15 protein-coding genes and 3 pseudogenes are annotated in these 25631 nt (G+C 72.3%); 11 read left to right on the top strand and 7 right to left on the bottom strand.

Annotated features, from left to right (window positions below; translation table 11 throughout):
- The first annotated feature begins 147 nt into the window (after positions 1-147).
- Entirely contained in the window at positions 148-879 is a 732-nt protein-coding gene (locus tag GLX30_RS06735) for a 3-oxoacyl-ACP reductase family protein (protein WP_159684764.1), read from the top strand.
- A 140-nt stretch (positions 880-1019) separates the two neighbouring features.
- Here the strand turns inward: GLX30_RS06735 and alc are convergent, their stop codons facing one another.
- Together alc and allB are read right to left on the bottom strand one after the other, a co-directional pair.
- Positions 1020-2141: an allantoicase gene (gene alc / locus GLX30_RS06740; RefSeq protein WP_159684767.1), complete on the bottom strand. Its 1122-nt coding sequence runs from the start codon at positions 2139-2141 to the stop codon at positions 1020-1022.
- Between the two features lie 3 nt (positions 2142-2144).
- A complete protein-coding gene (gene allB, locus GLX30_RS06745; RefSeq protein ID WP_159684770.1) occupies positions 2145-3488 on the bottom strand; it encodes an allantoinase AllB in 1344 nt (447 codons plus the stop codon).
- Positions 3489-3791: 303 nt separating this feature from the next.
- Here allB and GLX30_RS06750 point away from each other — a divergent pair.
- A pseudogene (locus GLX30_RS06750) lies at positions 3792-4591 on the top strand (IclR family transcriptional regulator).
- A 265-nt stretch (positions 4592-4856) separates the two neighbouring features.
- On the opposite strand, the gene GLX30_RS06755 reads toward GLX30_RS06750, so the two are convergent.
- On the bottom strand, positions 4857-8153 hold the full coding sequence (locus tag GLX30_RS06755) for a GH92 family glycosyl hydrolase (RefSeq protein WP_159684773.1): 3297 nt from the start codon (positions 8151-8153) through the stop codon (positions 4857-4859).
- 358 nt (positions 8154-8511) lie between these two features.
- Between GLX30_RS06755 and GLX30_RS34280 the strand changes: the two genes are divergently transcribed.
- Positions 8512-8685, top strand: a complete 174-nt coding sequence (locus tag GLX30_RS34280; RefSeq protein ID WP_005309793.1) for a hypothetical protein — start codon at positions 8512-8514, stop codon at positions 8683-8685.
- Positions 8686-8995: 310 nt separating this feature from the next.
- Here GLX30_RS34280 and GLX30_RS06760 read toward each other — a convergent pair.
- The 3 genes and pseudogenes from GLX30_RS06760 to GLX30_RS36070 form a co-directional block, all read right to left on the bottom strand.
- Positions 8996-9321: pseudogene (locus GLX30_RS06760) on the bottom strand (DUF5955 family protein).
- Positions 9322-9442: 121 nt separating this feature from the next.
- Entirely contained in the window at positions 9443-10264 is an 822-nt protein-coding gene (locus tag GLX30_RS36065) for a hypothetical protein (RefSeq protein WP_159684776.1), read from the bottom strand.
- Positions 10261-11367, bottom strand: coding sequence for a serine/threonine-protein kinase (locus tag GLX30_RS36070; RefSeq protein ID WP_159684779.1), 1107 nt, complete (start codon positions 11365-11367; stop codon positions 10261-10263). Before GLX30_RS36070 ends, GLX30_RS36065 begins: the two co-directional genes overlap by 4 nt.
- A gap of 190 nt (positions 11368-11557) precedes the next feature.
- Between GLX30_RS36070 and GLX30_RS06775 the strand changes: the two genes are divergently transcribed.
- The 8 genes from GLX30_RS06775 (at position 11558) to GLX30_RS06805 (ending at position 23453) form a co-directional block, all read left to right on the top strand.
- Complete coding sequence (locus GLX30_RS06775) at positions 11558-12172, top strand: nucleotidyltransferase family protein (protein ID WP_159684782.1); 615 nt, start codon at positions 11558-11560, stop codon at positions 12170-12172.
- 252 nt (positions 12173-12424) lie between these two features.
- A complete protein-coding gene (aceB, locus tag GLX30_RS06780) occupies positions 12425-14047 on the top strand; it encodes a malate synthase A (protein WP_159684818.1) in 1623 nt (540 codons plus the stop codon).
- A gap of 646 nt (positions 14048-14693) precedes the next feature.
- Complete coding sequence (locus tag GLX30_RS06785; RefSeq protein WP_347879693.1) at positions 14694-19031, top strand: RICIN domain-containing protein; 4338 nt, start codon at positions 14694-14696, stop codon at positions 19029-19031.
- On the top strand, positions 19019-19552 hold the full coding sequence (locus GLX30_RS36075) for an RNase A-like domain-containing protein (RefSeq protein WP_347879694.1): 534 nt from the start codon (positions 19019-19021) through the stop codon (positions 19550-19552). Before GLX30_RS06785 ends, GLX30_RS36075 begins: the two co-directional genes overlap by 13 nt.
- 81 nt (positions 19553-19633) lie before the next feature.
- Complete coding sequence (locus GLX30_RS06790) at positions 19634-20947, top strand: hypothetical protein (RefSeq protein ID WP_159684821.1); 1314 nt, start codon at positions 19634-19636, stop codon at positions 20945-20947.
- 345 nt (positions 20948-21292) lie between these two features.
- Entirely contained in the window at positions 21293-22135 is an 843-nt protein-coding gene (locus GLX30_RS06795; protein WP_159684824.1) for an alpha/beta hydrolase, read from the top strand.
- Between the two features lie 92 nt (positions 22136-22227).
- On the top strand, positions 22228-22989 hold the full coding sequence (locus GLX30_RS06800; RefSeq protein ID WP_159684827.1) for an IclR family transcriptional regulator: 762 nt from the start codon (positions 22228-22230) through the stop codon (positions 22987-22989).
- A gap of 137 nt (positions 22990-23126) precedes the next feature.
- A complete protein-coding gene (locus tag GLX30_RS06805; RefSeq protein WP_159684830.1) occupies positions 23127-23453 on the top strand; it encodes a putative quinol monooxygenase in 327 nt (108 codons plus the stop codon).
- Between the two features lie 153 nt (positions 23454-23606).
- On the opposite strand, the pseudogene GLX30_RS06810 reads toward GLX30_RS06805, so the two are convergent.
- Positions 23607-25451, bottom strand: a pseudogene (locus GLX30_RS06810) (BTAD domain-containing putative transcriptional regulator); the annotation flags it as partial.
- Positions 25452-25631: the final 180 nt, after the last annotated feature.

The following is a 25631-nucleotide window of genomic DNA, read 5'->3' on the forward strand; positions in this document are numbered from 1 at the left end:
GGTTTCGATGAGTCTCACAGCTCTGACCGCGCCGGGTCCTGGAACTCATCGGCGTGCCGAGCGCGATGTCCGATCGCCGCCGGCGCGGGGGCGCCGGCAGCGATGTGATTGAAGCCGCAACCACTTGAACGCATGTTGGAGGCTTCGATGAACGGCAAGGTGGCTCTGGTGACCGGCGGCAGCCGTGGGATCGGCGCGGCGACCGCACTGCGGCTGGCCCGCGGCGGGGCGGATGTCGCGATCACCTACGTGGCGGGGAAGGAGGCCGCGGAGAACGTCGTGCGGCAGATCGAAAAGGCGGGCCGGCGTGGGGTGGCCCTGCGGGCCGACTCGGCCGACGCCAGGGAGGCGGCGAATGCCGTGGACCGCACCGTGGACGCCCTGGGCGGGCTCGACATCCTCGTCAACAACGTGGGCGTGGGCGTGCTCGGGCCACTGGAGAGCATCACGCCGGCCGATGTGGACCGGGTGCTGGCCGTGAACGTACGGGGCGTGTACCTCACATCCCGGGCGGCCGCCGCGCGCATGGGGAGCGGCTCGCGGATCGTCACGATCGGCACCTGCATGACCCAGCGGGTCCCGGGCCCCGGAGGCACCCTCTACGCCATGAGCAAGTCGGCGCTGATCGGCCTCACCAAGGCGCTGGCCAGGGAGTTGGGCGGGCGGGGCATCACGGCGAACATCGTCCACCCGGGCCCGGTCGACACCGACATGAACCCGGCGGACGGCCCGTACGCGGACCCGCAGAAGGCGGACACGGCCCTCGGCCGCTTCGGCCGGCCGGCGGAGATCGCGTCGATGGTCGCCTACCTGGCGGGCGGCGAGGCGGCGTACATCACCGGCGCCGAGTTCTCCGTGGACGGCGGGCACGCCGCGTGAGACATGCGCGCGGGGCGCACCGTTGCTGTCGGCCGGTGCGCCCCGCGGGGCAGGGAGGGTGTCGTACCTCCCCGTTCTGTGGCGGCTGCGCCCCTCCGGGTTTCCGGCGGGCGCCTGCCCGCCGGTCCCGGTGGTGACTGTCAGCCGCCGAGCTCCTGGTGACGGGCCGTCAGCCGCGCCGCGCCCTGCTCGGTGAGGGAGCCGAACAGGCGCAGGCGGGAGATGCCGCCGTCGGGGTAGATGTCGATCCGCACATGGGTGCCGACCGCGGGGGCCTCGAGCACGAACCGGTGGTTGGTGTCGGGCTGGAGGCGGGTGCGCGGCAGGACCCCACGCCACTCACCCTCGGCGCCGTCCCGCACGGACAGCGCCGCCCAGCCCGCGCTGTTGCCCTTGAGGTACGCGGTGTCGATCTCGACGGCGCGGATCTCCGAGTGGCCGGCCAGCTGGTAGCGGATCCAGTCGTTGCCCTTGTCGCGACGGCGGCGGGTCTCCCAGCCGTCGTCCATCTTGCGGGAGCGGCCGGGCTGGACGGTGTTGGTGGCCGGCGAGTAGAAGCGGTCGGAGGCGTCCTCCACCTGGCCGCCGTTCTCGAGCGCGACGAGGTCGAAGGTGCCGAGCGCGCCGAGCCATGCGGGGTCGGGCACGACCTCGCCGTGGACGCGCAGGCGGGCGATGCCGCCGTCGGGGTGCTGGTTGACGCGCAGGTGTGTGAAGCGCTGTTCGACGTCGACGGCGAAGCCGTTGGCGGCGTGGCCGCCGACGGCGGTACGCGGGACGAGCGTCGTCCACTTCACGTCGTCGCCGAGGAGCTCCTCCGGGGAGGGCGAGCCGGCGACCGAGGCACCCTCGATCGACACGGCCTGCGGGTAGTTGCCGCGGAAGTGCGCGGTGTCGACGACGATGCCGCGTACGACGCCGGGGGCGCCGAGGCGTACCAGCGCCCAGTCGTGGTCCTCGTCGGTGGGGTGGGGCCGCTCGGCACTCGCACCGCGGCGGCGGCGGGTCTCCCAGCCGTCCATGATCTTGCCCTTGTGGCCGAAGTGCTCGGGGTCGAACTCGGCCGGCTCCGGCTTCAGCAGGTTCTCGCGGTCGGCGAAGAACTCGTCGTTGGCGGCGACGACACCCGCGCCGAGGCGGCGGTCCGCGAGGTCGGCGTACTGCGTGAACGGGAAGTCGGCTGCGCGGTAGTCGGCGTACGGGTCGCCGCCGCCGTAGGGGCTGGCGTCACCGGCGAAGGAGGGGATGGAGGATGCAGACACGGTTCAGTTGTTCCTTTCGAGCAGCCGGCCCGTCGGCTCGGCCACGTTGCCGTTCTCCACGATCCGCCTGCCGCGCAGCCACGTCGATCCGACCACCCCGTACAGCGTCCTGCCCGCGTAGGCGGTCACCTGGTTGCGGTGGTGCAGTTCCGCGGGGTCGACGGTGAAGGTCGCGTCGGGGGCGAGGACCGCGAAGTCGGCATCGCGGCCGGCCTCGATGGCGCCCTTGGCGCGGAGGCCCGCCAGGTCGGCGGGGGCCTTCGCCATCCAGCGGACGACGTCGTCGAGGGTGTGGCCGCGCTTGCGGGCCTCGGTCCAGATCGCGGGCAGGCCCAGCTGGAGCGAGGAGATGCCGCCCCAGGCGGATGCGAAGTCGGGGGTCTTGAGGTCGCTGGTGCAGGGAGAGTGGTCGGAGACGATGCAGTCGATCGTGCCGTCGGCGAGGCCCTGCCAGAGCGCGTCCTGGTTCGCTGCCTCCCGGATCGGCGGGCAGCACTTGAACTCGGTCGCCCCGTCCGGGACCTCTTCCGCGGTGAGGGTGAGGAAGTGCGGGCACGACTCGACGGTGATCGCGACGCCCTCCCGCCGGGCCTCGGCGATCAGCGGCAGGGCGTCACTGGAGGACAGGTGCAGGACGTGGACGCGGGCGCCGAGCCGCTTGGCGTGCGAGATCAGGTTCCCGATCGCGGTGTTCTCGGCGTCCCGGGGCCGGGAGGCGAGGAAGTCGGCGTATCTGGGCCCGCTCCGATGCGGCGCGGAGGCGAGGTGGTGCGGGTCCTCCGCGTGCACGATCAGCAGACCGCCGAAGCCGGAGATCTCGGCCATGGAGCGGGCGAGCTGCTCCTGATCGAGCTCGGGGAACTCCTCGACGCCCGACGGGGACAGGAAGCACTTGAAGCCGAAGACACCCGCGTCGTGCAGCGGCCGCAGGTCCTTGACGTTGGACGGAATCGCGCCGCCCCAGAAGCCGACGTCGACATGGGCCTTGGAGCGGGCCACGTCGCGCTTGACGGCGAGGTGGTCGACGGTGGTGGTGGGCGGCAGGGAGTTGAGCGGCATGTCGAGCAGGGTGGTGATGCCGCCGGCGGCGGCCGCGCGGGTGGCGGTCCAGAAGCCCTCCCACTCGGTGCGGCCGGGGTCGTTCACATGAACGTGGGTGTCGACGAGGCCGGGGAGGACGACGTCGTCGCCGAAGTCCTCGAGCCGGGCCGTCGCCGGCACGTCGGCGTCGTACGGACCCACCGCGGCGATCCGCCCGCCGGCGACGGAGACCGTCGCGGCGCGCGTCCCCTCGGGGGTGATCACGCGCGTCGAGCGCAGCACCAGGTCCACTTCCACGTCGGACACCCGCTCCCCTCACTTCCACTGCTCAGCGAAAAATTCAACGAACTGTTGAAGGAGTCTTCCCCTCTCTTCGGTACCCGTCAAGACCCGCCCGGGTCGGAAGATCACGCTTGTACGTTTCCACAAAGTGGAAGTACAATTCCACTGCGACATGGTCGCTTCAGCCAGGAGCAGGCCCCCGCATCACCGCAGACACACGGACAAACATGCCCTGACCGGCCACGACGCGACTCTGCGGGCGATGTGTCCCGGACCCGCGCCCGGTAGGCTGCAGCCTTGCCCTGCCTGCCCGAAAGGACCGCCGACGTGCCGACGTCCAGCGCCAGCGCCACCGACGCAGCCAAGCCCGCCGCCAGCGGCGGCGTGCAGTCCCTTGAGCGCGCCTTCGACCTGCTCGAACGAATGGCCGACGCAGGTGGCGAGGTCGGCCTCAGCGAGCTCTCCGCCAGCAGCGGTCTGCCGCTGCCCACGATCCACCGCCTGATGCGCACGCTGGTCGCCTGCGGCTACGTACGCCAGCAGCCCAACCGCCGCTACGCGCTCGGCCCCCGGCTGATCCGCCTCGGCGAGTCCGCCTCCCGCCTTCTCGGCACCTGGGCCCGCCCCTACCTCGCCCGCCTCGTCGAGGAGACCGGCGAGACGGCGAACATGGCGCTGCTCGACGGCGACGAGATCGTCTATGTCGCGCAGGTGCCCTCGAAGCACTCCATGCGCATGTTCACCGAGGTGGGCCGCCGGGTACTGCCCCACTCCACCGGCGTGGGCAAGGCGCTGCTCGCGCACACCCCGCGGACGAGGTGCGGGCGCTGCTGGCCAGGACCGGGATGCCCGCCGCGACCGACAAGACGATCACGACGCCGGAAGGCTTCCTCGAGGCGCTCGAGCAGGTCCGTCGTGCCGGCTACGCGGTCGACGACAACGAGCAGGAGATAGGAGTCCGCTGCCTCGCGGTCTCCGTACCCGACTCCCCCACCGCGGCGGCCGTCTCGATCTCCGGTCCGGCGGGCCGGGTGACGGAAGCGGCGACGGAGAAGATCGTGCCCATCCTCCAGGAGGTCGCGCTCGACCTGTCCGCGGCACTGGCCAACACCAACGCCCAGAGCTGACGACGGCGAAGGGCCGGAGCGGGGCCCGGGACCGGTAAGGCACCCTCTGGGGGAGCCTCGCCGCTGCGACGCTCATCTCCGGCACCGCCGTCGCCACCGTCGCCACCGTCGCCACCGAGAAGGATCAAGGCACACGGCTCAGCGCCGGCTGTCCCAGGACGCGAGCGGGCTCGTGAACCGGCAATCGCCTCCGGCGACGGTGCAAAGCAGCCGCGGACGAGAGGCCAGGACCGCGTGAACGCGGCCCTGGCCTCTCGCCGTGACCTCAGACCAGCGTGAGCGCGTACACCTCCACCCGCGGGTCGTCCGGCAGGCTCAGCGAACGCACCGTCTTCGCGGCCTCGAGCGGCGCCGAGTCCGCGAACAGCCGTACCGAAGGCCCGTCGACGCCCTGGCCCCGCCGGATCCGGTGGTGCATGTCGAGGGCGACGGTGCTGCCGCCGGGTGCGGAACCCGCCCAGTCGCCCACGGTGACGGGCAGTTCGGCGCTGGTGCCGTCGGTGTAGCGGACGGTGAGCGTCGTGGACACCGTGCCGCTGTGGGCGGCCGCCACCAGCCGGAGCGTGCTGTGCCGACCGGCCGGCAGGAGCATCGACTGGCCGCGTGCCTCGGTGAAGTTGGCGGCCGTACCGGACGCGTCGGGCGCCTGGTACGTGACGCCGCCCCAGGTCACGGGGCCCGCCTTCGGCAGCAGTGCGGCATCGTAGCTCCAGCCGCCGCCGTCGAAGTCGCCCTCGTCGGAGGCGGCCACGGTCGCGGTGCCGTCGTGGTTCGCCTCCCGGGAGAGGTCCACCGCGCACTGACCGCCGGTCGCCGTCGCGCACCGGTTCGGCTCGCGGACCTCGACGGTGGCCTCCCGCACCACGCTCCGCACGCCGGTGCCGGTCACTTCGATGCGCACCGGGTAGGAGCCCGGCGCGGTCCCGGCGGGCACGCTCAGCTCGGCATCCACCGTGCGCTGCACGGGCAGTCGGCGGGAGTCGAGCGTGAACGAGGACGGCATCCGCACCTTCCAGCCCTCAGGGGTCCGCGCCCGCACGGTGACCCGCAGCGCGCCGGGCACCTGGCCCAGCACGTCGAGGGTCAGGTGAGCGGTCTGCGGTGTGTCTGCCTGCGGTACGACGTCGGAGCCGGCCCGCAGGGAGGCGTCCAGCCGGCTGCGGGAGTCGGCGGCCGCGCGGTTCACCGACGGCGGCTCCGCGCTCCTGCCGGTGCCCCAGGAGGACGGCTCGTCGCCCAGTTCGTGGGCGAGGGTGCCGCCGTGGGCGACGGCGTCCCAGTCGAGCCAGGTCCGGCGCAGGTCACGGCCGTCGAACGCGGACCGCTGGATGTAGCGGGCGGTGTCGCTCGCTCCCGGCGCCTTGATCGTCAGGGTGCCGCCCTGCTCCTCGCCGTACGTGCCGATGCGGACCACGGCGGAGGAGAACTGCGGGCTGGAGACGGCGAGGAAGTCGCCGCCGCTCATCGTCGGATAGAGGCCGAGGGAGGAGAAGACGTACCAGGCGGACATGGTGCCCAGGTCGTCGTTGCCGGTCATGCCGTCGGGGCCGTTGGTGAACAGGGTCATCGCCGCGCGGACGACGGTCGCCGTCTTCGCGGGGGCGCCCGCCCACAGGTACATGTACGGCGCGTGCAGGTCGGGCTCGTTGTTCGGGTTGTAAGTGGGCTTGCCGTAGTAGTCGTACGGCGCGGAGATCCAGTCCTCGCGGGCCGTGCGCTCCGGGTCGGTGAGCAGCTTGTCGTACGCGAAGAAGGAGTCGAGCCGCTTCTCGGTGGCGGACCTGCCGCCCATCAGGGCGACCAGCCCGGCCGGGTCCTGCGGTACCAGCCACTGGTACTGGTGGGCGCCGCCCTCGTGGAACTGGTGTGCCGCCTCGACGGGGTCGTACGGCGTCAGCCACGTCCCCTGGGCCGTACGCGGCCGGAACTGCCCGATCCCCGAATCCCACAGATTGCGGTACCACTGGCCGCGCGCCGCGAACGTCCGGGCGTCCTCCGCGTGGCCGAGTTCACGGGCCATCAGGGCCAGCGAGGCGTCGGCCGCGGCGTACTCGAGGGTCGCGGAGGCGGGGTGCTTGCAGTCGTTGTCGCCGCCCTTGTCCGCGCAGTCCTTGCCGAGCTCCAGCCCGGAGGGGACATAGCCGCGCTCCTTGTACTGCTCCACCCCGGAACGGCCGTTGTACGGCGAGCCGGCCGGCGGCGTGCTGGTCGCGTTCTTGCGCAGGAGTGCGTACGCCTCCTCCTCGTGGCCCGCGAGCAGCCCCTTGGACCAGGCTTCGACGAGGAACGGCGTCACCGGATCGCCGGTCATGATGTTGGTCTCGCTGTTGGCGAGCGCCCAGCGCGGCAGCCAGCCGCCGTCGCGTCCAGCGGCGACGACCGAGAGCGCCACGTCCCGGGCCACCTGCGGCTGGAGCAGCTCGAGCAGCTGGTTCTGCGGCCGGTAGGTGTCCCACAGGGAGAGGTTCTGGTACGGCGTGAACCCGTCCGCGGTGTGCGCCTTGCCGTCGAAGCCGGCGTAACGGCCGTCCACGTCGCCTGCGAGGTTCGGGTGCAGCTGGGCGTGGTACAGCGCCGTGTAGAAGGCCCGCTGCCGCTCCACGGTGCCGCCGCCGACCTCGACGGAGCGGAGTTGACGCTGCCAGACGGCCCGCAGACCGGCACGGGTGGCGTCGAAGTCGTACGAGTCGCCGGTCTCGGCCGCCAGGTTCTTGCGGGCGCCCTCGATGCCCGTGTACGACAGGCCGACCTTGACGACCACGTCGCGGTCGTCGGCCGCGTCGAACGTCACCCAGGCGCCGTTGCCACCCTCGCCCCCGGCGTCACGGCCTCCGGCAGTGCGGGTGTCGCCACGCCAGGTGCCGTGCGAGGCGAAGGGCCGGTCGAACGTGGCGGTGAAGTGGACCGTGTGGCGGTCCTTGCCGGCGCAGAAGTTCCCGGCCTCCACGCGGCCTTCGACGGTGCGGTCGCCGACGACATGCACCTCGGAGTCGTACACGCGCTGGTTGGCCTTGCCGGTGTTGAACAGGACGTTGGCCTGACCGGTCGCGGGGAAGCTGTAGCGCTGCCAGCCGGTGCGGGGCGTCGCCGTGAGCTCGGCGTCGATGCCGTACGTCTTCAGCCCGACACGGTAGTAGCCGGGCTCGGCCTCCTCGTCGTCGTGCGAGTAGGCGGACCGGTAGCGGGACGGATCGACGGTGTCGACCGCTCCGGTGGTGGGCATCAGGGGCAGTTCACCGGCGACGGAGCAGCCGACGCCTGACAGGTGGGTCTGGCTGAACCCGTGGATCTTGTCCTGCTGATAGTCGTAGCCGCCCTGTCCGCCGGTGTCGGGGCTGACCTGCACCATGCCGAACGGGGCGCTCGCCCCGGGGAAGGTGTTGCCGAAGTTCTGTGTGCCGACGAAGGGGTTGACCAGTGCGGCGGGGTCCTCGACCACCGGCGCGGCGGCCTGTGCGGCGGGGGCCGGTGCGAGGAGCCCGCCCCACGCCAGTGCGGCCGCCAGCGGAAGGGCGGCGGCCCGCGTCGTGCGCGCCCGTATTCTCCTGAGCAGTTGGTGCATGGGCGTCCCTCTCCTGAATCCTTTGACCGGCGCGGAGACTTGACCACGGGTCTGACATCGTTGTCAACGCCCTGGACCGTTTTCCCGTTCCGCCGGGAAACCGATCCAGGGCCGTCCGTCAGCGGTATGCGGCAGGCTCGGGCGTCAGCCGGCCGGGCGTCGATTCCCGCACGTCCGCGACGGCGACGGCGCGGAGGCTGATCCGGCGGTGAGCCCGCACGGTCCCGCACGGTCCCGGCACCGGAGGCGCGAACACGACGCGTCCGGGGCCTGCGGCGTTCCCCACTCACGCGAAGCGATCGGTTTCCCCCGTTGAGGCTCGGGCAGCCGCAGGGGTGGAGACTACGAAAGGACCGACATGAGTGCCGGAGAGAAGGCCAAGGCCAAGGCCGAGCAGGTTGTCGGCAGGGCCGTGCGGAAGGCGGCCCACGCGATGGGCAAGGAGACCACCGCGGCCAAGGGCGCCGCCCTGGAGACACGGGGCAGGGCCCGCGAGACCAAGGAGAACTCGAAGCACGGCTTCAGGCGCTGACCGCGTCTCCGCGTGCGCCGGGACAGCCGCCACGGCGGCGGCACGGCCGGAGCCGGGACACCCGCCGCATCGTTCCCGCCGTCGGCGGACCGGATCCGTGCGAAGCGCGGGGAGCGGCGAGATGCGCGTGATCCCGTAGGTCGTGAAGGCGGGCGGCCGGGCGGAACGGACGACAACGGGTGGAGGCTCCGTGGTTTCCCGGTCCACCCCGTTCGCCGGCCCGGCGCCGCCCGTACCGTGTGCCCCACCGACCGGCGGACGCCCGTCTCCTGCCACCCTCACCGGCAGGCGGAGGCGGGCGTCCGCCGGATCAGCGGCGCTGCGGCGGTACCTCGCCGAAGAGGTCGACGGCGGCCCGAACCTGCATCAGCGCGGGCGACAGTGCGCTCACCGAACCGACGGCGCCCGCGATCAGCAGCAGCGAGCGGCGCATGCGCGGGATCTCGGGGTCTCCCGCCGCCACCATCGCAGCCAGCACCGCCAGTTCGTCCTCCGCTATCCCCGGTCGCTGAACTCGGCGGGATGGCCCGCCAGTTCGCGTCGGAGCCTGGCGACGGCAGCCCGTAGCTCCGCCGCTCTCGGCTCCTCGCCACTTCCCCTGCCTGTCACCCGCGTCTGCCCCACGCTCCGCAACAAAGCCAGCCCCTCGCACGTCCTTGTGCACTCCACGGTCCCGCCGGGAGTCGTGGTCAACGCCCGAGGGGTGCGGGCCAGTTAACGCCATCCGGGTGACCGTGCGCCACCGTGCGGACGCAATTCAGGACGTCGGAACGACGTCCATCGCGTTGCGCCACACCGTCACATCGACGGAGATGAACTTGCTGGGGTCGTTCTCCGGCGACTTCCCCTGGTAGGTGAGCAGACCGACATGGCCTGAATCCGTCAGTACGCAGATCTGGGAGCCCTTGGAGAGCAGTCCCGTTTCGATGGTGGTCGTGTAGCGGGTGTCGCTCCGGCAGGTGTCCAGGTCACCGGTCTGCCCGGTGCGGAGCAGGATCATCCGGCCGGTCTCGGTCTCGACCTGGTTGAGGTCCCCCTCGTACTCGAAGTCCGCGTTGGAGTCGTCGTTGACGGGCTTGACCGGATCGTGGTCGAGGAAGACGTGGTAGTTGTTCACGATGTCGAGCCCCGTGTAGGTCTTGGGCTCGGGGTCGGGGACGACGTCACCGGGCGCGGTGTCGAGTCCGTCGCCCTCGTTGCCGGGCGTCGAGGCGCCACCGGACGGGGTGCTGCCGGCGGGCTTGGACGATTCGGGGGCGCTCTTGTCCTGACTCTCGGTCTTCTTGCCCGGGTCCTTGTCGGAGAGCGCGATATAGGCGCCACCTCCCGCCGCGCCGCCCAGCACCAGGGTGCCCACCAGCGCGATGGCGAGAGTGCGGCCCTTCTTCTTCTTGGGCGCGGCGGCCGGTCCCGGCTGTGCGACGGTCCCGTACGGCTGGGGGCCGGTGTGCTGGTGGTGCGGCGCCGTCTGCGGGTAGCCGTAGCCGGGCGCCTGCTGCCCCGGCTGCGGATAGCCGTACGTGGGCTGCTGCGGCTGGGTCCCGGGCTGCTGGTGAGCCGCCTGCTGCGGCTGCATCATGTGCTGCTGCGGCTGGACCGGCGGCTGCTGGTGCGCCTGCGGCTGCGGGGCGGGACCGAATCCGGGAGGCGGCGTCGACGGCGCGGCGTGCGCGGTCGGCTGGTGGGTCGGGGCGGGCGCGGCCGGGGCCTGGGGGCGGCCGGCGGCGGGGTCACGGCCGGCTGACCGGCGGCGGGGGTGACCGGCGGCGCCGGCGCCGCCTTGCGCGTCGTGATCTCGGCGGCCACTGCGCTCGGCAGCCACTCCTCCGGGCGCCGCAGCACCGTCTCCGCGTTGGCCGCCTGGCAGATGCTCAGGATCTCGGCGACGGAGGGCCGGTTCTCCGGCTCCTTGACCATGCAGCGCGTCACCAGCTCGCGCAGCTCGTCCGGGAGGCCGGTGAGGTCGGGCTCCTCGTGCACGATCCGGTAGAGCACGCCGTGCGAAGTTCCTTCGCCGAACGCCGCCTTGCCCGTCGCCGCGTACGCCGTGAGCTGGCCGAGCGCGAAGATGTCGGTGGCGGGGGTGACATGGCTGCCCGCGGCCTGCTCGGGCGCCATGAACGAGGGCGTGCCGATGGTGACCCCGCTGCTGGTGAGCGAGGTGGCGTCGGCGGCGCGCGCGATGCCGAAGTCGATGACGCGCGGGCCGTCCGCGGCCAGAAGGACGTTGGCGGGCTTGAGGTCACGGTGGACGATGCCGGCGCCGTGGATGATCTGCAGCGCCTCGGCGATGCCCGCCACCAGCAACAGCACCGTCTGCACCGGCAGTTTGCCGTGCTGGGCCACGGCGTCCGCGAGGGACGGGCCGGGGACGTAGGCGGTGGCCAGCCAGGGCTGCTCGGCGTCGGCGTCGGCGTCGATGACGGGCGCCGTGAACAGGCCCTGCACCCGCTGCGCGGCCTGTACCTCCTGCGCGAAACGACGCCGGAACTCGGCGTCCTGGCCGAAGTCGGGCCGGATCACCTTGATGGCGACGGCACGTCCTCCGGGCGTGTAGGAGAGGTAGACCTTGCCCATGCCGCCGGCGCCGAGGCGAGCGGCGAGCTTGTATCCGGCGACGTGCTTCGGATCGTCCTCACCCAGCGGCTTGAAGACCGTTCCCTGGTGTGCGCGGCCACTCATCGACTCTTGATCCCCCATGGCGAACCTCAGTATGGAAGGTGCACCTTATCCAAGTCGCACCCCGCTCTACACGTCGGACGACGCACGCCGCAGGGACGGTTGCAGGAACGGGCGGGCAACCCCTGTTCGGAGCAGCACCGCACGGGGCGGTTGTCCCCGTATTCGCCCTCCTATGGGATAAGGAGTCCTCATGTCATCCCCTCGCACTCCGACGGAACGTCACCGGCCGGTCGTCGCCGGATTGTTGCTTGCGGCCGGCGGCGGCAGGCGGCTCGGCGGCAGGCCGAAGGCGCTGCTGGAACACCGTGGCAGGCCGCTCGTCGAGCACGCCGTACGGACGCTGCGCGAGGGCGGCTGCGGTCCGGTGCATGTGGTGCTGGGCGCGGCGGCGGACCGCGTACGGGAGGAGGCGGACCTGAGCGGATGCGTGGTGCGGGACAACCCGGCGTGGGAGGAGGGGATGGGGTCGTCGCTGCGTGTGGGGCTCGCCTCGCTGGGCGCGGTGGACGCGGCGTTGGTGCTGCTGGTGGACCAACCGGGGATCGGCGCGGAGGCGGTGGCGCGGGTGCGTGCGGCCTACCGGTCCCGTTCGTCGCTGGCGGCCGCTGCGTACGGGGGGCGGCGGGGCCATCCGGTGCTCTTCGGCGCTGACCGCTGGGCCGGGATCGCGGCGGGGGCCGAGGGCGATCAGGGGGCACGGGCATATCTGCGCGCCCACGCCGACGTGATCACGCTCGTCGAGTGCGGTGACGTGGCACAGGAGTACGACATCGACACCCCGGAGGACCTCCGGCACCTTCGGTGAACGGCGTGGCACGGTGCGCCACGGTCTGTCGACCCGGAGAATCTCGATATCAACAAACCATTGAACTTCCACCATGCGGTAACTAGTATCCACTGATCAGAAGCGCCTGACTGCTCGGACGGCGCCTTCGGCCGTACCCCGGAGCCACTGGCACTGAGTGCCGTCCCCGGCGACCCGGCGGCCGCACGGCGCCCCCGCACCGCCCGCGAAGCATGCGAAGCATGTGAAGCTCGCTGAAGGAAGTGACAGCTCATGTCCGCACCAGCGCCGTCCCCGCTGGCCATCGTCGAAGCCGAGCCCCTGCCCCGGCAGGAAGAGGTCCTCACCGACGCGGCCCTCGCGTTCGTGGCCGAGCTGCACCGGCGCTTCACCCCGCGCCGTGACGAGCTGCTCGCCCGCCGCGCCGAGCGCCGCGCCGAGATCGCCCGCACCTCCACGCTGGACTTCCTCCCGGAGACCGCCGCGATCCGCGCGGACGACTCCTGGAAGGTCGCAGAGGCCCCCGCTGCCCTGAACGACCGTCGCGTGGAGATCACCGGACCGACCGACCGCAAGATGACCATCAACGCCCTCAACTCGGGTGCGAAGGTCTGGCTCGCCGACTTCGAGGACGCGTCCGCCCCCACGTGGGAGAACGTGATCCTCGGCCAGCTCAATCTCATCGACGCCTACGAGCGCCGGATCGACTTCACCGACCCGAGGTCGGGCAAGACGTACGCCCTGAAGCCCGCGGACGAGCTCGCGACCGTCGTGATGCGCCCGCGTGGCTGGCACCTCGCCGAGCGCCACCTCACCGTGGACGGGACCCCGGTGCCGGGCGCGCTGGTCGACTTCGGCCTCTACTTCTTCCACAACGCCCGGCGCCTGCTCGACGTCGGCAAGGGCCCGTACTTCTACCTGCCGAAGACCGAGTCGCACCTGGAGGCCCGCCTCTGGAACGACATCTTCGTCTTCGCCCAGGATCACGTCGGCGTCCCGCAGGGGTCGGTCCGCGCGACCGTGCTGATCGAGACGATCACCGCGGCGTACGAGATGGAGGAGATCCTCTACGAGCTCCGCGACCACGCCTCCGGTCTGAACGCCGGCCGCTGGGACTACCTCTTCTCCATCGTCAAGAACTTCCGTGACGGCGGCGAGAAGTTCGTCCTCCCGGACCGCAACGCGGTCACGATGACCGCCCCCTTCATGCGGGCGTACACCGAACTGCTGGTGCGCACCTGCCACAAGCGCGGCGCGCACGCGATCGGCGGCATGGCCGCGTTCATCCCGTCCCGCAAGGACGCCGAGGTCAACAAGGTCGCGTTCGAGAAGGTCAAGGCGGACAAGGACCGCGAGGCCGGCGACGGCTTCGACGGCTCGTGGGTCGCCCACCCGGACCTGGTGCCCATCGCGATGGCCTCGTTCGACGCGGTCCTCGGCGACCGGCCGAACCAGAAGGACCGCCTGCGCGAGGACGTCTCCGTGGCGCCCGGCGACCTGATCGCCGTCGACTCCCTCGACGCCAGGCCCACGTACGAGGGCCTGCGCAACGCCGTCCAGGTCGGCATCCGCTACATCGAGGCGTGGCTGCGTGGCCTCGGCGCCGTGGCCATCTTCAACCTGATGGAGGACGCGGCGACGGCGGAGATCTCCCGCTCCCAGATCTGGCAGTGGATCAACGCGGGCGTCGTCTTCGAGAACGGCGAGCGCGCCACTCCGGAGCTGGCCAAGAGGGTCGCGGCGGAGGAACTGGCCGCGATCCGCGAGGAAGTCGGCGAGGATGCCTTCGCGTCCGGCAACTGGCAGCAGGCGCACGACCTGCTGCTGAAGGTGGCCCTGGACGAGAACTACGAGGACTTCCTCACGCTGCCCGCGTACGAGCAGCTCGTCGGCTGACGCCTGCGCCGCCCGCGCCGCGCTTGCACCACTCCCGCACCGCCCCCGGTACCGCACAGCACCGGCGGCGGTGCGCTGCGCTGTCCGCGGGCGGGGGGGCGGAATGGCGCACTCCATCTGAGGGTGACTATCGGTCAAATTCTGGCCGGAAAACCTTTCGTTGCCACCCTTCCTTCACAGGAGTCACACAGGTAACACCGACGATGAGCACGGGATTTGCACAGCAGGTTCGACCAGAACTCCCGCACATGCTGCCGTGGAATCCGGCCCGAGCGCTGAAGTCGGCCCTTGCACACCCACGTTGACCTGTGCCTATGGTGATCGCCGCGCACGTGGTGGATCTTGACCGCTCCACCGTGGCGCGCACACCAACCGGCGGCCGGGGGAACAGTGCCGCCACGGGGAGGGATGAACCGTCATGCCGCGACACCGGGTCACCACGCAGGCCGGCTCCGACCGGGTCGCCTGCCACACCTGTTCCGACGCCGGGACAGCGGCCTGATCCGCACGCACCGGTTCCGCCTTCTCCGACGGGCCACCCCCTACTGCCCTCGTTCACCACGAAGGATGCCTTGTGCGCCCCAGACCAGGGTTGCTCAGACCCCGAGCACGCAGATCTCCGGTACTCACCCCCCTCGTCACCTCCTTGGCGGCGCTCGCCGTCCTCGGCGGCCTCGCCGCCCAGCCTGTTCCGGCGCAGCAGTTCGCCGGGCAGCGCACCGCCGCGGCGAGCGACTCCTACGACTGGTACAACGACACCCCCGCGGAACAACTGCGGCAGGACCAGTGCCTGATGTCCGACGTGCTGCGCCTGGGCGGACCGTCCATGGCCGCCGTCGCACAGGACGGCCTCAACCAGCCGCAGGACAAACTCCACGCCCTGGCCGACCGGCAGCACTGGGAGAACACGCCGCTCGCGCAGGCGTACACGAAGGACCGGGAATCCGCCAAGAAGGACCTGGACGCCCTCCACGCCGTCCGGGACGGCTGGCAGGCGCCTCTCCAGGGGCTGACCACACCTGCCGGTTTCACCGAGACCGGCTTCCACTGGCCGCCCGGCACACGTGAGGGCGAGGACTTCTACGCGCAGACCGGTCTGACCAAGTGGACCGCCGACCGGTTCTGGAAGGAAGAGAGCGGCTTCTACGAGGACCCGACTCCTCCGGCGGACGACGCGACACGCAAGGCCGTCAGCGATCTCGGCACCCCCCTCTACCCGGAGGACACCGACCCGTCGCTCCCCTCGGACGAGTGGAACCGCGCCCTCGTCGAGCGCGCCGCCTTCGAGTGGCTGAACGAGTCGGGGATCGACCCCACCGGCGCGGACGACGCCCGCGTCTTCCTTTCCTCCGGAGGCTTCCCCCGCACCGCCCCCGCCGCGGGTTCGGCCGAGTTCCGCATCGCGGTCGAGGACCTGAAGACCCGGTTCGCGTCCTGCGCCTGGCGTGACCCGCTCGACCCGAACAAGGTCCTCGAGCCACTCAGCGCCACCGCCGCCGCCGAGTGGCAGCAGGAGATCGCCTCGCAGACCGTGCAGCGCAACCAGCTGCTGGACGCCAACAAGGACGCGACCCAGGCCCTCGCCGCCGGTTCGAAGGCGCTCGGCGAGATGCTGGGGCATTCGTGGGTCGCCGACCACCTGGCCCGCTGGCAGGACTTCTGGTCCCCGGGTGGTGTCGGCTGGATCGGTGACAGCCCGGTGGTCGTCGAACTGCGCGGCACGACGGGCAAGTGCCTCGACGTCGAGGGCGCCAAGAAGACCAACGGCACACCGGTCCAGGTGTACAGGTGCAACGGCTCGGCCGCGCAGCAGTGGCTGGTCGAGGGCGACGACCGGGGTCTGCATCTGCGCAACGTCAACTCCCAGAAGTGCCTGGACGTGTCCGGCACGAACTCCGCCGACGGCACGAAGATCCAGATCTGGACGTGCAGCAGCAGCCCGGCGCAGACCTGGGAATACAACGTCCGCGCGACCACGCCCCTGAGGAACGTGGGCACGGGCAAGTGCCTCGACCTGCCCAAGTACGACGACAGCGTCAACGCCCGGCTGTGGACGTGCAGCGGCGCCGCCCCCCAGCGGTTCGGCATCGAGCCGTCCGGCCACAGCGGGGAGACCATCCCCAAGGCGCAGTTCGACAAGGCGAAGAAGGGCATCGCCGCCGCCCAGGCGGGGGCGAAGGCGCAGCTCGCCGTCCTGAAGAAGCACGCCGCCGCGGCGAAGGCGGCGGCCACCGCCTCCGACACCGCGGAGCAGGCCGCCTACGCCGTCGCGGACAAGAACGGCGCGCCGCGTGGCCGCGGCCTGCTGGTCGGTCAGCAGAAGGCACAGGTCACCCAGGGCGCGGCCGCCGCGCTGGAGGCGATGGTGAAGGCCGGCGAGACCGCCGAGGCCGCCACCCGCGCGTCAGCAGGCGACAGCCACACCATCGCGCAGCGTGCGCTGGCGCAGGCCGCGCAATCGAAGGCGGAGTTCCGCAAGGAGGCGGCACACACCGCCGAACTGCAGGCCAAGGCGGCGGCCGACGCGGCCAAGGTGCACCGGGACAACGCCAAGAAGGACAAGGAGATCGCCGAGGCCAAGCTGGCGGTCGCTGTGCAGGCGGAGGCGGACGCCAAGGCGGCCGCTGCCGAGGCGCACGCCAAGCGGTTGTCGGCGGAGGCCGAGGAGAAGACGGCCGAGAAGGAGAAGGCGACCGCGGCGGCCAAGCGGGCCGAGGCGGCGCAGCACCGTAAGACCGCCGAGGCCGAGGCGTCGAAGGCGCAGTCGGCCAAGGAGGCGGCGCAGTCGGCCGAGGGCACTGCGGTCGAGAAGAAGAACGCGGCGGAGAAGGCCCGCGACAGAGCGCGTGATCTGCGGGACGACGCGTGGGACGCGGAGCAGAAGGCGAACGCGGCGCGTGCCAAGGCGATCGCGAAGGAGGCGTTCGCGCAGGCGCACGAGTCCGATGCCAACGCCAAGGAGTCGAGGGCGGCGGCCGACGCAGCGGCGGGGCACGCCGATGACGCGGAGGCGGCGGCGGGCCGGGCCCGTACCGCGGCCGACGCCGCGACGCAGGCAGCGGCCGACGCGGACGCGGCGGCCACCCGTGCCGAGGCGGCCGCGAAGCGGGCCCGCTCGGACGCGGATGCCGCGCAGGCGGCGAAGCTGAAGGCGGACGCCGCGGTGCGGACCGCGACGAGCGCCGCAGCGGACGCGATCGACGCCTCCGAGCACGCCTCCGCGGAAGCGGCGGCGGCGGTCAAGCTGGCGGAGGAGGCGGAGAAGGACGCCAAGGCAGCCAAAGCCCACGCGGACGAGGCGAACAAGGAGGCCGGCAAGGCTCTGGCGGCCGCGGCGAAGGCAGCGGGCTTCGCCCATGTCACGGCCCAGGCCGCCGTCGACGCCGGGAACGCGGCCGCGCAGGTCGCCAAGCCGGCGAACGACGCCATCCAGCTCGGCTCCCCGTACGTCACCACGGACTCGGCAGCCGGCCTGGTCGTGCTGACGGGCCAGGCGTCGAAGTCGATCGCCGAGCAGCAGAAGGCGGTCGCCGACGCGCACGCCAAGAACGCGCAGCAGGAGGCCGCGCTCGCCCAGAGCCTGGCCGAGGCCGCGCAGGGCGACGCGAAGGCCGCCTACCAGCACGCCGCGAACGCAGCGGGCCACGCGGCCCGCGCCCGTACCTACTCCAAGGAGGCACTCGGCCACGCGGCCGACGCCGCCAAGGCCGCGTCCCTGGCCTCGGCGTCGCTGGCCCGCACCATCGAGTACGACCGCAAGGCCACCGAGGACGCCACGGCCGCCGACAAAGCTGCCGGCCGGGCCGAGGGCCACGCCGCCGACGCCCGCGCGTCCGCCGACGCGGCCGCGCTGGACGCCCAGGCCGCCCGCGACGCCGCAGCCGCGGCCGAGCAGGCCGCCAAGGACGCCCGCGCGGCGGCCACCCGCGCCGACGCCGCCGCCTCCGCGGCCGAACAAGCGGCGAAGGACGCCCAGAAGTACGCCGAATCCGCCCAGCAGGCCGCGGAGTCCGCCGAGCGCAAGAAGGCCAACCAGCAGGTCTCCTCGGGAGCCGGCACCGGCATCGGCGGCACCTGGTACGTCGTCGACGAAGACACGATCAAGGTCACCGACGCCGAACAACTCAACGACTGCGTCATCGAGATCGGCTTCGAAGGCTGCACCGTCACCTTCGACGTGACGTTCACGGCGACCGTCGACTTCTATCTCTGCACCGACCCCGAGGTGCCGGCGACGGCGTCCGGCTGCCCGTCGGAGAACACCCTGCTTCTCGAGACCAAGACCTTCCCGGGTCTGAAGCAGGAGGTCACCCGGTACTTCAGCAAGCTCGACCTGATACAGCAGACGGTCGTCTACCAGCTCATCAAGGCCGTCCTGGTCCAGGACTTCGTCGACTGCTATCACGGCAGCGCAGGCGCCTGTGCCTGGGCTGCTTCCAACTTCATCCCGGGCAAGGCCTTCGCCAAGATCGCCGACGGCATCCGTGCCCTCGACGCCGCCATGCACACCGGTGTCGGCGTCGCCGACGCGTTCAAGGCGCTCAAGACCCTGGACCTGGACCCGGCGACCCTTGCCAAGCTCCAGAGCACGGTCAACACCTACGAGGACGTGGCCACCGCCTGCAGGGTCAACAGCTTCCCCGGCGACACACAGGTCCTGATGCCGGACGGCACCCGCAAGGCCATCCGCGACGTCCGCACCGGTGACCTCGTCCTCGCGACGGACCTGTCGTCCGGACGGTCCGTCGCCCGGCCGGTGGTCGACACCTTCCGGCACGACACGGAGAGGCTCGTGGACATCTCGGTGGCGGGCGGTGTGCTGACCAGCACCGTCGGCCACAGGTTCTACGTCGAAAGCCGCGGCTGGGTCCTGGTCTCCGACCTCCGGGTGGGCGACAGGATGCGCACACCGGACGGCTCGCTCCGTCCGGTGACCGGACTCGCGCAGCGGGGCGACCTCTCCCCACCGAGGTGTTCGACCTGACGGTCGACGGTCTGCGCACGTTCTACGTCCGCCCCGAGGGGTCCGCGCAGGACCTCCTCGTCCACAACTGCACCAACATCGTGGCCGACGAGGGCGTCGGAGGGGCGCACACCCTGGAGCAGCACGTCAACAAGACCGATGCCCAGATGATGGAGAAGGCCAGGAAGGCCCAAGGCGGGGTCGCCGGCAGGTGGACCGACGAGGCGACCGCGGCCCGTGCGGTGGACGAGGCCATGCAGCAGTGGATCCGGGAGCCCCGCAATGCGGAGCGGCTGGACGCCTGGGTGAAGAAGGAGGCCCAGAAGCAGGGCAAGCCGGGTTACATCTTCGACGCGAAGCGGGACGCCCTCCCCATCGAGTGGACGCTCAGGAACGAAGGGTCCCTCGGTACCGTCTTCAAGGTCGGTGGCCCCGCTGCCGGTGAAGCGGCGAGCAACAAGGTGAGGATCCTGCTGAAGTACGTGGGCAAGCAGCACAAGCCCAGCAAGTACGTCGTCTTCACGGCCTACCCGCTTCCGTGACCGCACCGCACTGATCCACACCGACGAGAACCGCGGGCACCCCTCCGGGCGGAGGGGTGCCCGCACCCATCAGGAGGCCCCATGACCCACGGGTCACGCCCGATCCACTACGTCGACCATGAAGCGGACTTCGGCCTCAGCGGCCTGGCCGGGACCGTCTGCTCCCGTTCGACGCTGCGCCTCGACGGGCCGACCGTGCTCGCCCTCGCGCGGCGTGCCGCGACCGAGGACGAGGACGAGCAACTGGGCAGGGACGCCCGGCTGCTGCTGGACTCTCGGCTTCCGGACACGGTCGTCCACACCGTGTGGCTGGCCGCCACACGCGGCTGCTTCGACCCGGTGGAGGAGGGCACGGACATGCGGGCGTGGCTGCGCCGTGTCGCCGGCGTGTGCCCGGCACCGGGAGCGGAGCCGGGCGGGTTGGACGGCGGCGCACCGGTGGAAGCCGGGCCGGTGGTGCCGGAGGAGGAACTGAGCCGTGCCGTCACCGCGGAGATCGACCTGGCCGCGGCCGGTCTCGAGCGCCGCGTCGCCGTACCCGGCGTCGTCGCGGCCCTGCGCCGGCTCGTGCGGGATGCGGACGCGGACCTCGGGTTCCGCATGTTCCTGCGTGCCGCGAAGGCCTACTCCGTTCCGATCGAAGCGGATCGGTACGACCGGCTCCTCGCGATCGGCGACCGCCTGGCCTACCCGGGGTCCGCCGTGTACGAAGGGCTGACCGTGAGGTGGCCCCCCGTCGACCCCGGCCGGCGCGACTTCGCGTACGGGCGTTTCGGGCTGCCCGTCCTCGCGGCCGTCTTCTACGGGTCGGGCCGGCCTCACGAAGGGACGCTGCGCGAGAACATCGAGCGCGTCGCCCATGCCGACGCCGGGCTCGTCCCGGGGTCACAGGCGGCGGTGCTTCTGGAGGACGTACAGCGACTGTCGCGCTCCGCCCTGCCGGACGACGCGGTGACCGCGCTGTGGCGAGCGGCGTCGGGACGGTGGAACGACACCGACGACTTCGACGCCGACGGTCGGACGTGGCTCGAGCAGATCGCCGAGGTGTGCCAGCAGCGGCTGGAGGACGTGGACCCCGCCTACGTCCCCCACGTGTCGCCCGCCCGGACGGAGTCGGCGGACCTGGTCATGCGCGAGGTCCGGCAGGCCGCCCCGGAACTGACGGACCGCCCGGAGCACGCCGGAGCCCCGGCGCTCCGCAGCGCCGTGCCGGCGTTGGAGGCGTGCGTCACAGCCGTCGACCCGGACCTCGCGTTCCGCCTGCTCCTGCAGACTCTCGGCACCTGCGACGTCACGATCGACGGAGACCGCCGGGCCCGCTTCGAGGCGATCGCCGAACGGCTCGGCTACAGCGAGGACCATGTCGAGGACCGGTTGCCCGTCGATCCGTGGTGACGCCCAGGCCACCGGGCGGGCGCGGAACAGCGGAACCTCGACGCCACGGCGCGCCGATCGCGCGTTGCCCGGCACTCCGACGCGGTCCGGACCCGCTGCGGCGAGCACCACCACGTGTCCCGACGCACCGGAGCAGTTCGTCGAGCGCGGCTGACCCCCGGGCAGTGACGCGTACGGCGGGACGGAGTCCAGGGGACGGGCGCGATCACGGCAGAGTCGGGAGCGACCGAAGCGCCCACGGCCCCTGCCACCCCGGCTGTCACGGAACCCCCCTGCCGGTGCGGCCCGTTCGGCACAGGGCAGCGGCCGCTTGACCCTCCCGGAAGGTGCTGACAGGGTCGGGCCATGCCCACCTTCCAGGCCCCCGACGGGACCGTTCTCGCCTGCCATGTCTCCGGTGACGGCCCGCCGTTGATCTGCCTGCCGGGCGGCCCCATGCGGGCATCCGCCTACTTCGGCGACCTCGGGGGCCTCGCAGCGGCCGGCCACCGTGTGATCGGGCTCGACCTGCGAGGGACGGGCGCGTCCGCGGCCGCCACCGACCCCGCCTCGTACCGCTGTGACCGGCTGGTGGACGACGTCGAGGCGCTGCGCCTGCACCTCGGTCTCGACCGGATGCGTCTCCTCGGACACTCGGCCGGGGCGGAGCTGGCGACGCTCTACACGGCCCGGTACCCGAAGCGGGTCTCCGACCTGGTGCTCGTGACGCCCGGCGGCCAGGCCGTCGGCGAGGAGGCCACCGCGGAGGACCGCCTGGAGACGGCCCGGCTCCGGCGTGACGAGGAGTGGTTCCCGGCGGCCTACGAAGCCCTGGAGGCGGTCACCCAGGGACGCACGACGGAAAGCGACTGGGAGGCCGTCGCACCCTTCACCCACGGGCGCTGGGACCCGGCGGCCCGCGCCCACCGGGCGGCCGGCCCGCAGCAGCGCAACCAGGAGGCCGGGGCGCTGTACGACGCGGAGGGCGCCTTCGCCCCCGCGGCGACCCGCGAGGCGCTGTCGGCCTTCGAGGGCCGCACCCTCCTGCTGGCGGGCGAGTTCGACGTGGCCGCGCCGCCGCGCGCGGTGACCGCGGCCGCCACGGCGTTCCCCGACGCCAGGACCGTCGTCCTGCCGGCCGCGGGCCACTTCCCCTGGCACGACGACCGCGAGGGCTTCGTGCGCGCGGTCACGGACTTCCTGGGCTGAGCGGGCGAGGGCTCCTGGGGGCGCGTACGCGGCCGGGCCGGGTGCCCCGCCGCGTAGGCTCGGGGATACGTACGCCCGGAAGGAACAGACGCATGACCCGCCCAGCACCCCGCCCCGCCGTGCCGCAGTCGGTCGACCGCGCGCTGGAGATCCTCGACGCCGTGGCGGACGCTCCCGGGCCGGTCGGGGCGAAGGTCCTCGCCCGGCGGCTGGGGTGCTCGCTGTCGACCGTGTACCACCTGCTGGGGCCGCTGACCGCCCGCGGGCACCTGGTCCGCACCGGTGCCGGGTACGCCCCCGGGCCGCGGCTGGCCGCGCTGCACCGGTCGCACCGGAGGCACCTGGGGCTCGGGCCGCAGATCGCCGAGCTGCTGCCCCGGCTGCGGCGGGCCACCGGAGCAGAGGCGTACTTCACCGCGTACCGGGACGGCCGGATCGTCATGATCGACAGCACGGTGCCGGTGACGGACGTGGCCCACCCCTTCCTGCCCGGACCCGAGACCCGCGCACACGCCACCGCCCACGGGAAGGTGCTGCTCGCCGCGCTGCCGAGGACGGCCCGGCGGCGGTATCTGGCCGAGCATGGCATGGCCCGGTTCACCGACCGCACGATCACGACGGCGGAACGCTTCGAGGCGGAGGTCGCGCAGGTGCGGGGGCAGGGCCTCGCGGTGTCGATGGGCGAGGCGGACCCCGGGTTCACCTGCCTTGCGACCACGCTGCCGCAGCCGGCCGACGGCCCGGAGGGCGTGGTGCGGGCGCTGTCGGTGTCGCTGCCCACCGCCGACTTCCGGCGGCGGCACGGGGAGATCCGGGCGGCGCTGGCGCGGGCCGCGGCGACGGCGTCGCTCTGACCGGACGGCCGTTTTGCGGCCGCTTTCCGGCTGTTTTCCGGCCGCTCTCGGACCGTTTTCGGGCCGTTTTCCGGCACAGCCGGAATCGGGCGCGCCGCTAGTGGCTCCGCGCGGCCGGTGGCGGCACCGTGGACGGCATGATCTTCATCGCCGTCAGGTTCACCGTCCGCCCCGAGTACAGCGACCGCTGGCTCGAGATCGTCGACGACTTCACGCGCGCGACCCGCGCCGAGCCCGGAAACCTCTTCTACGACTGGTCGCGCAGCGTCGACGACCCTCACAGGTTCACGCTCCTGGAGGCCTTCGCCGACGCCGACGCGGGCGCGGCACATGTGGCCTCCGACCACTTCCGGGCCGGCATGGAGTCGATGGCGGCGGCCATCGCGACCACCCCGGAGATCATCCACGTCGAGGTCCCGGGCCAGGGCTGGAACGAGATGGCGGAGCTCAAGCCGGTCCGGTAGGTCCGCGGCCCGGGGGCGTACGACAGGGGCGGTTCGGGTGACTCCCGGACCGCCCCCACGCGATGCCGTGTCTCAGGACCCGCGGTGGATGGCGGGCGCCGGGTCCGGGGCTGGAACGCGGGCACGGTCGCCGTCCTGGTCGCGGGCGCGCTCGAGGCGCAGCAGGGCGGCCTCGCGCTCCGGTGCCGCTTCCTCGCGTTCACAGCAGGCGCGGGCGAAGAGACGGAGGAGATCGTGGTAGCGGTACCACTGCGGACCCACGGACTCGAGCAGGGAGGCGTCCACCAAACCCTCCAGCAGGTCCTCGGCGTAACGCTGGGGCAGGTCCAGGACGGCCGCCGCGGCCGCCAGGGGGATGTCGGGGCCGTCGGCGAGGGCCAGGAGACGGAAGGCGCGTGCGCCGGCCGGGTCCAGTTGCCCGTAGCCGAGTTCGAAGGCGCTCTTGACCGCGAGGTCACCCGCGCGAAGTTCCTCCAGCCGCCGGCGCTCGTCGGCGAGTCTGGCCGCCAGCACGCGGACCGTCCAGGTGCGGCGGGCGGCCAGCCGGGAGGCGGCGATGCGGATCGCGAGCGGCAGGAAGCCGCAGGCCGCCACCACGTCGAGAACGGCTTCGTGCTCGTCGGCCACCCGTTCCGCACCGACGACGCCTGTGAAGAACTGGACGGCCTCCGCCGGGGACATCACGTCCAGGTCCACGAGGTGCGCCCCCGCCAGATCGACCATCCGGCCACGGCTGGTGACCAGCGCCGCACACCCTGCCGTCCCCGGCAGCAGGGGCCGGACCTGGGCCGCGTCCCGCACGTCGTCCAGCACCACGAGGATCCGGCGGCCGTCGAGGGCGGAGCGGTACAGCGCGGCCCGGGCCTGCCACCTGTCGGGCAGTTCGGAGCGCGGGACACCGAGGGCCTGGAGGAAGTCGCCCAGGACGTCGTGCACGTCGGCAGTCCCTTGCCGGGGCCGGTCGAGATGCGCGTAGAGCTGGCCGTCCGGAAAGCAGGGCCGGACTGCGTGCCCCACCTCCAGCGCGAACGCCGTCTTGCCCGCGCCCGCCATGCCGGACACCGCGACGACGGGCGTCGCCGTCTCGTCCTCGGCCGACGTCAGCCGCCGGACGGTCTCGTGCACGGCCGCCACCCGGCCGGCGAAGTACGGTTCCCTGGCCGGCAGTTGGGCCGGACGGTACGCGGCGGAGGCGGGAGCGGCGCGCGGCGCCCGGAGCCCGGAGGTGGCCAGCGTCACGTCCGCCGCGAGGATCCGCCGTTGAAGCTCGGCGAGTTCGGGTCGCGGATCGACACCGAGCTCGTCGGCGAGGAGCCGTCGGGTGTCCGCGTACACGGCGAGCGCCTCCGCCTGCCGCCCGCTGCGGTACAGGGCGAGCATCAGCAGTTCACGCAGCCGCTCACGCAGGGGATACGCGTCGGTGAGCGCGGTCAGCTCGGAGACGGCTTCCGCATGGGCGCCGATCTCCAGGTCGGCGTCGAGACGTGCCTCCAGGAGTTGCAGGCGCCACTCCTCCAGGCGGGCGCGCTGGCTGTCGGCGAACGGGCCCGGGACCGCGGTGAGCGCCTCCCCGTCCCACAGGCCGAGCGCCTCGTTCATCCGGGCACGGGCTTCGCCCGCGTGGCCGGCCGCCAGCAGCTTCTGAGCCTCGTCGGCCAGCCGCCTGGCGATCCCCAGGTCCACCGCGCCTTCGGGGACGCGCAGGGCGTAGCCGCCGGATTCGCTGTGCAGGACGTTCACACCGAGGATCTTGCGCAGCCGTGAGGCGTAGGTCCTCGTGACCGCCAGGGCCTGGGTGGGCGCATCCTCGCCCCAGATGGCGTCGATCAGCTCCTGGGCGGTGGCCGTGCGTCCGTTGCGCAGCAACAGGGCTGCCAGGAGGGCGCGTTGCTGCGGCGACCCGGAAGGCAGCACCTCTCCGTCGTCGCGCCGGATGCTCACCGGCCCGAGCACCGAGAACCGCAACTGCGGCGCGCCTGCCGCCTCCTCGCCGCGCATCACCGCTCCCGACCTCGTCGCGCCCTGTGCGGGCGTATTCAGGACGTCCATCATTCGTATATCGCCGGAGCCCACCATAGTTGAACTGACGTCCGCCACCAGACTGCCCAGTCCGTTGGACCATACGTCGCGAGGGTAACCCCGGGATGGCCTCCCGGGGCCCTTGGCGTTTTCGGAATA

The sequence above is a fragment of the Streptomyces sp. Tu 2975 genome (genome assembly GCF_009832925.1).
Lineage (GTDB): Bacteria > Actinomycetota > Actinomycetes > Streptomycetales > Streptomycetaceae > Streptomyces.

Bases quoted from the DNA above. Each gene is read 5' to 3' on its own strand.
- GLX30_RS06735 (WP_159684764.1), top strand. From the start codon at position 148: ATGAACGGCAAGGTGGCTCTGGTGACCGGCGGCAGCCGTGGGATCGGC.
- GLX30_RS06755 (WP_159684773.1), bottom strand. From the start codon at position 8,153: ATGCACCAACTGCTCAGGAGAATACGGGCGCGCACGACGCGGGCCGCC.
- GLX30_RS34280 (WP_005309793.1), top strand. From the start codon at position 8,512: ATGAGTGCCGGAGAGAAGGCCAAGGCCAAGGCCGAGCAGGTTGTCGGC.
- GLX30_RS36065 (WP_159684776.1), bottom strand. From the start codon at position 10,264: ATGATGCAGCCGCAGCAGGCGGCTCACCAGCAGCCCGGGACCCAGCCG.
- GLX30_RS36070 (WP_159684779.1), bottom strand. From the start codon at position 11,367: ATGAGTGGCCGCGCACACCAGGGAACGGTCTTCAAGCCGCTGGGTGAG.
- GLX30_RS06775 (WP_159684782.1), top strand. From the start codon at position 11,558: ATGTCATCCCCTCGCACTCCGACGGAACGTCACCGGCCGGTCGTCGCC.
- aceB (WP_159684818.1), top strand. From the start codon at position 12,425: ATGTCCGCACCAGCGCCGTCCCCGCTGGCCATCGTCGAAGCCGAGCCC.
- GLX30_RS06790 (WP_159684821.1), top strand. From the start codon at position 19,634: ATGACCCACGGGTCACGCCCGATCCACTACGTCGACCATGAAGCGGAC.
- GLX30_RS06795 (WP_159684824.1), top strand. From the start codon at position 21,293: ATGCCCACCTTCCAGGCCCCCGACGGGACCGTTCTCGCCTGCCATGTC.
- GLX30_RS06800 (WP_159684827.1), top strand. From the start codon at position 22,228: ATGACCCGCCCAGCACCCCGCCCCGCCGTGCCGCAGTCGGTCGACCGC.
- GLX30_RS06805 (WP_159684830.1), top strand. From the start codon at position 23,127: ATGATCTTCATCGCCGTCAGGTTCACCGTCCGCCCCGAGTACAGCGAC.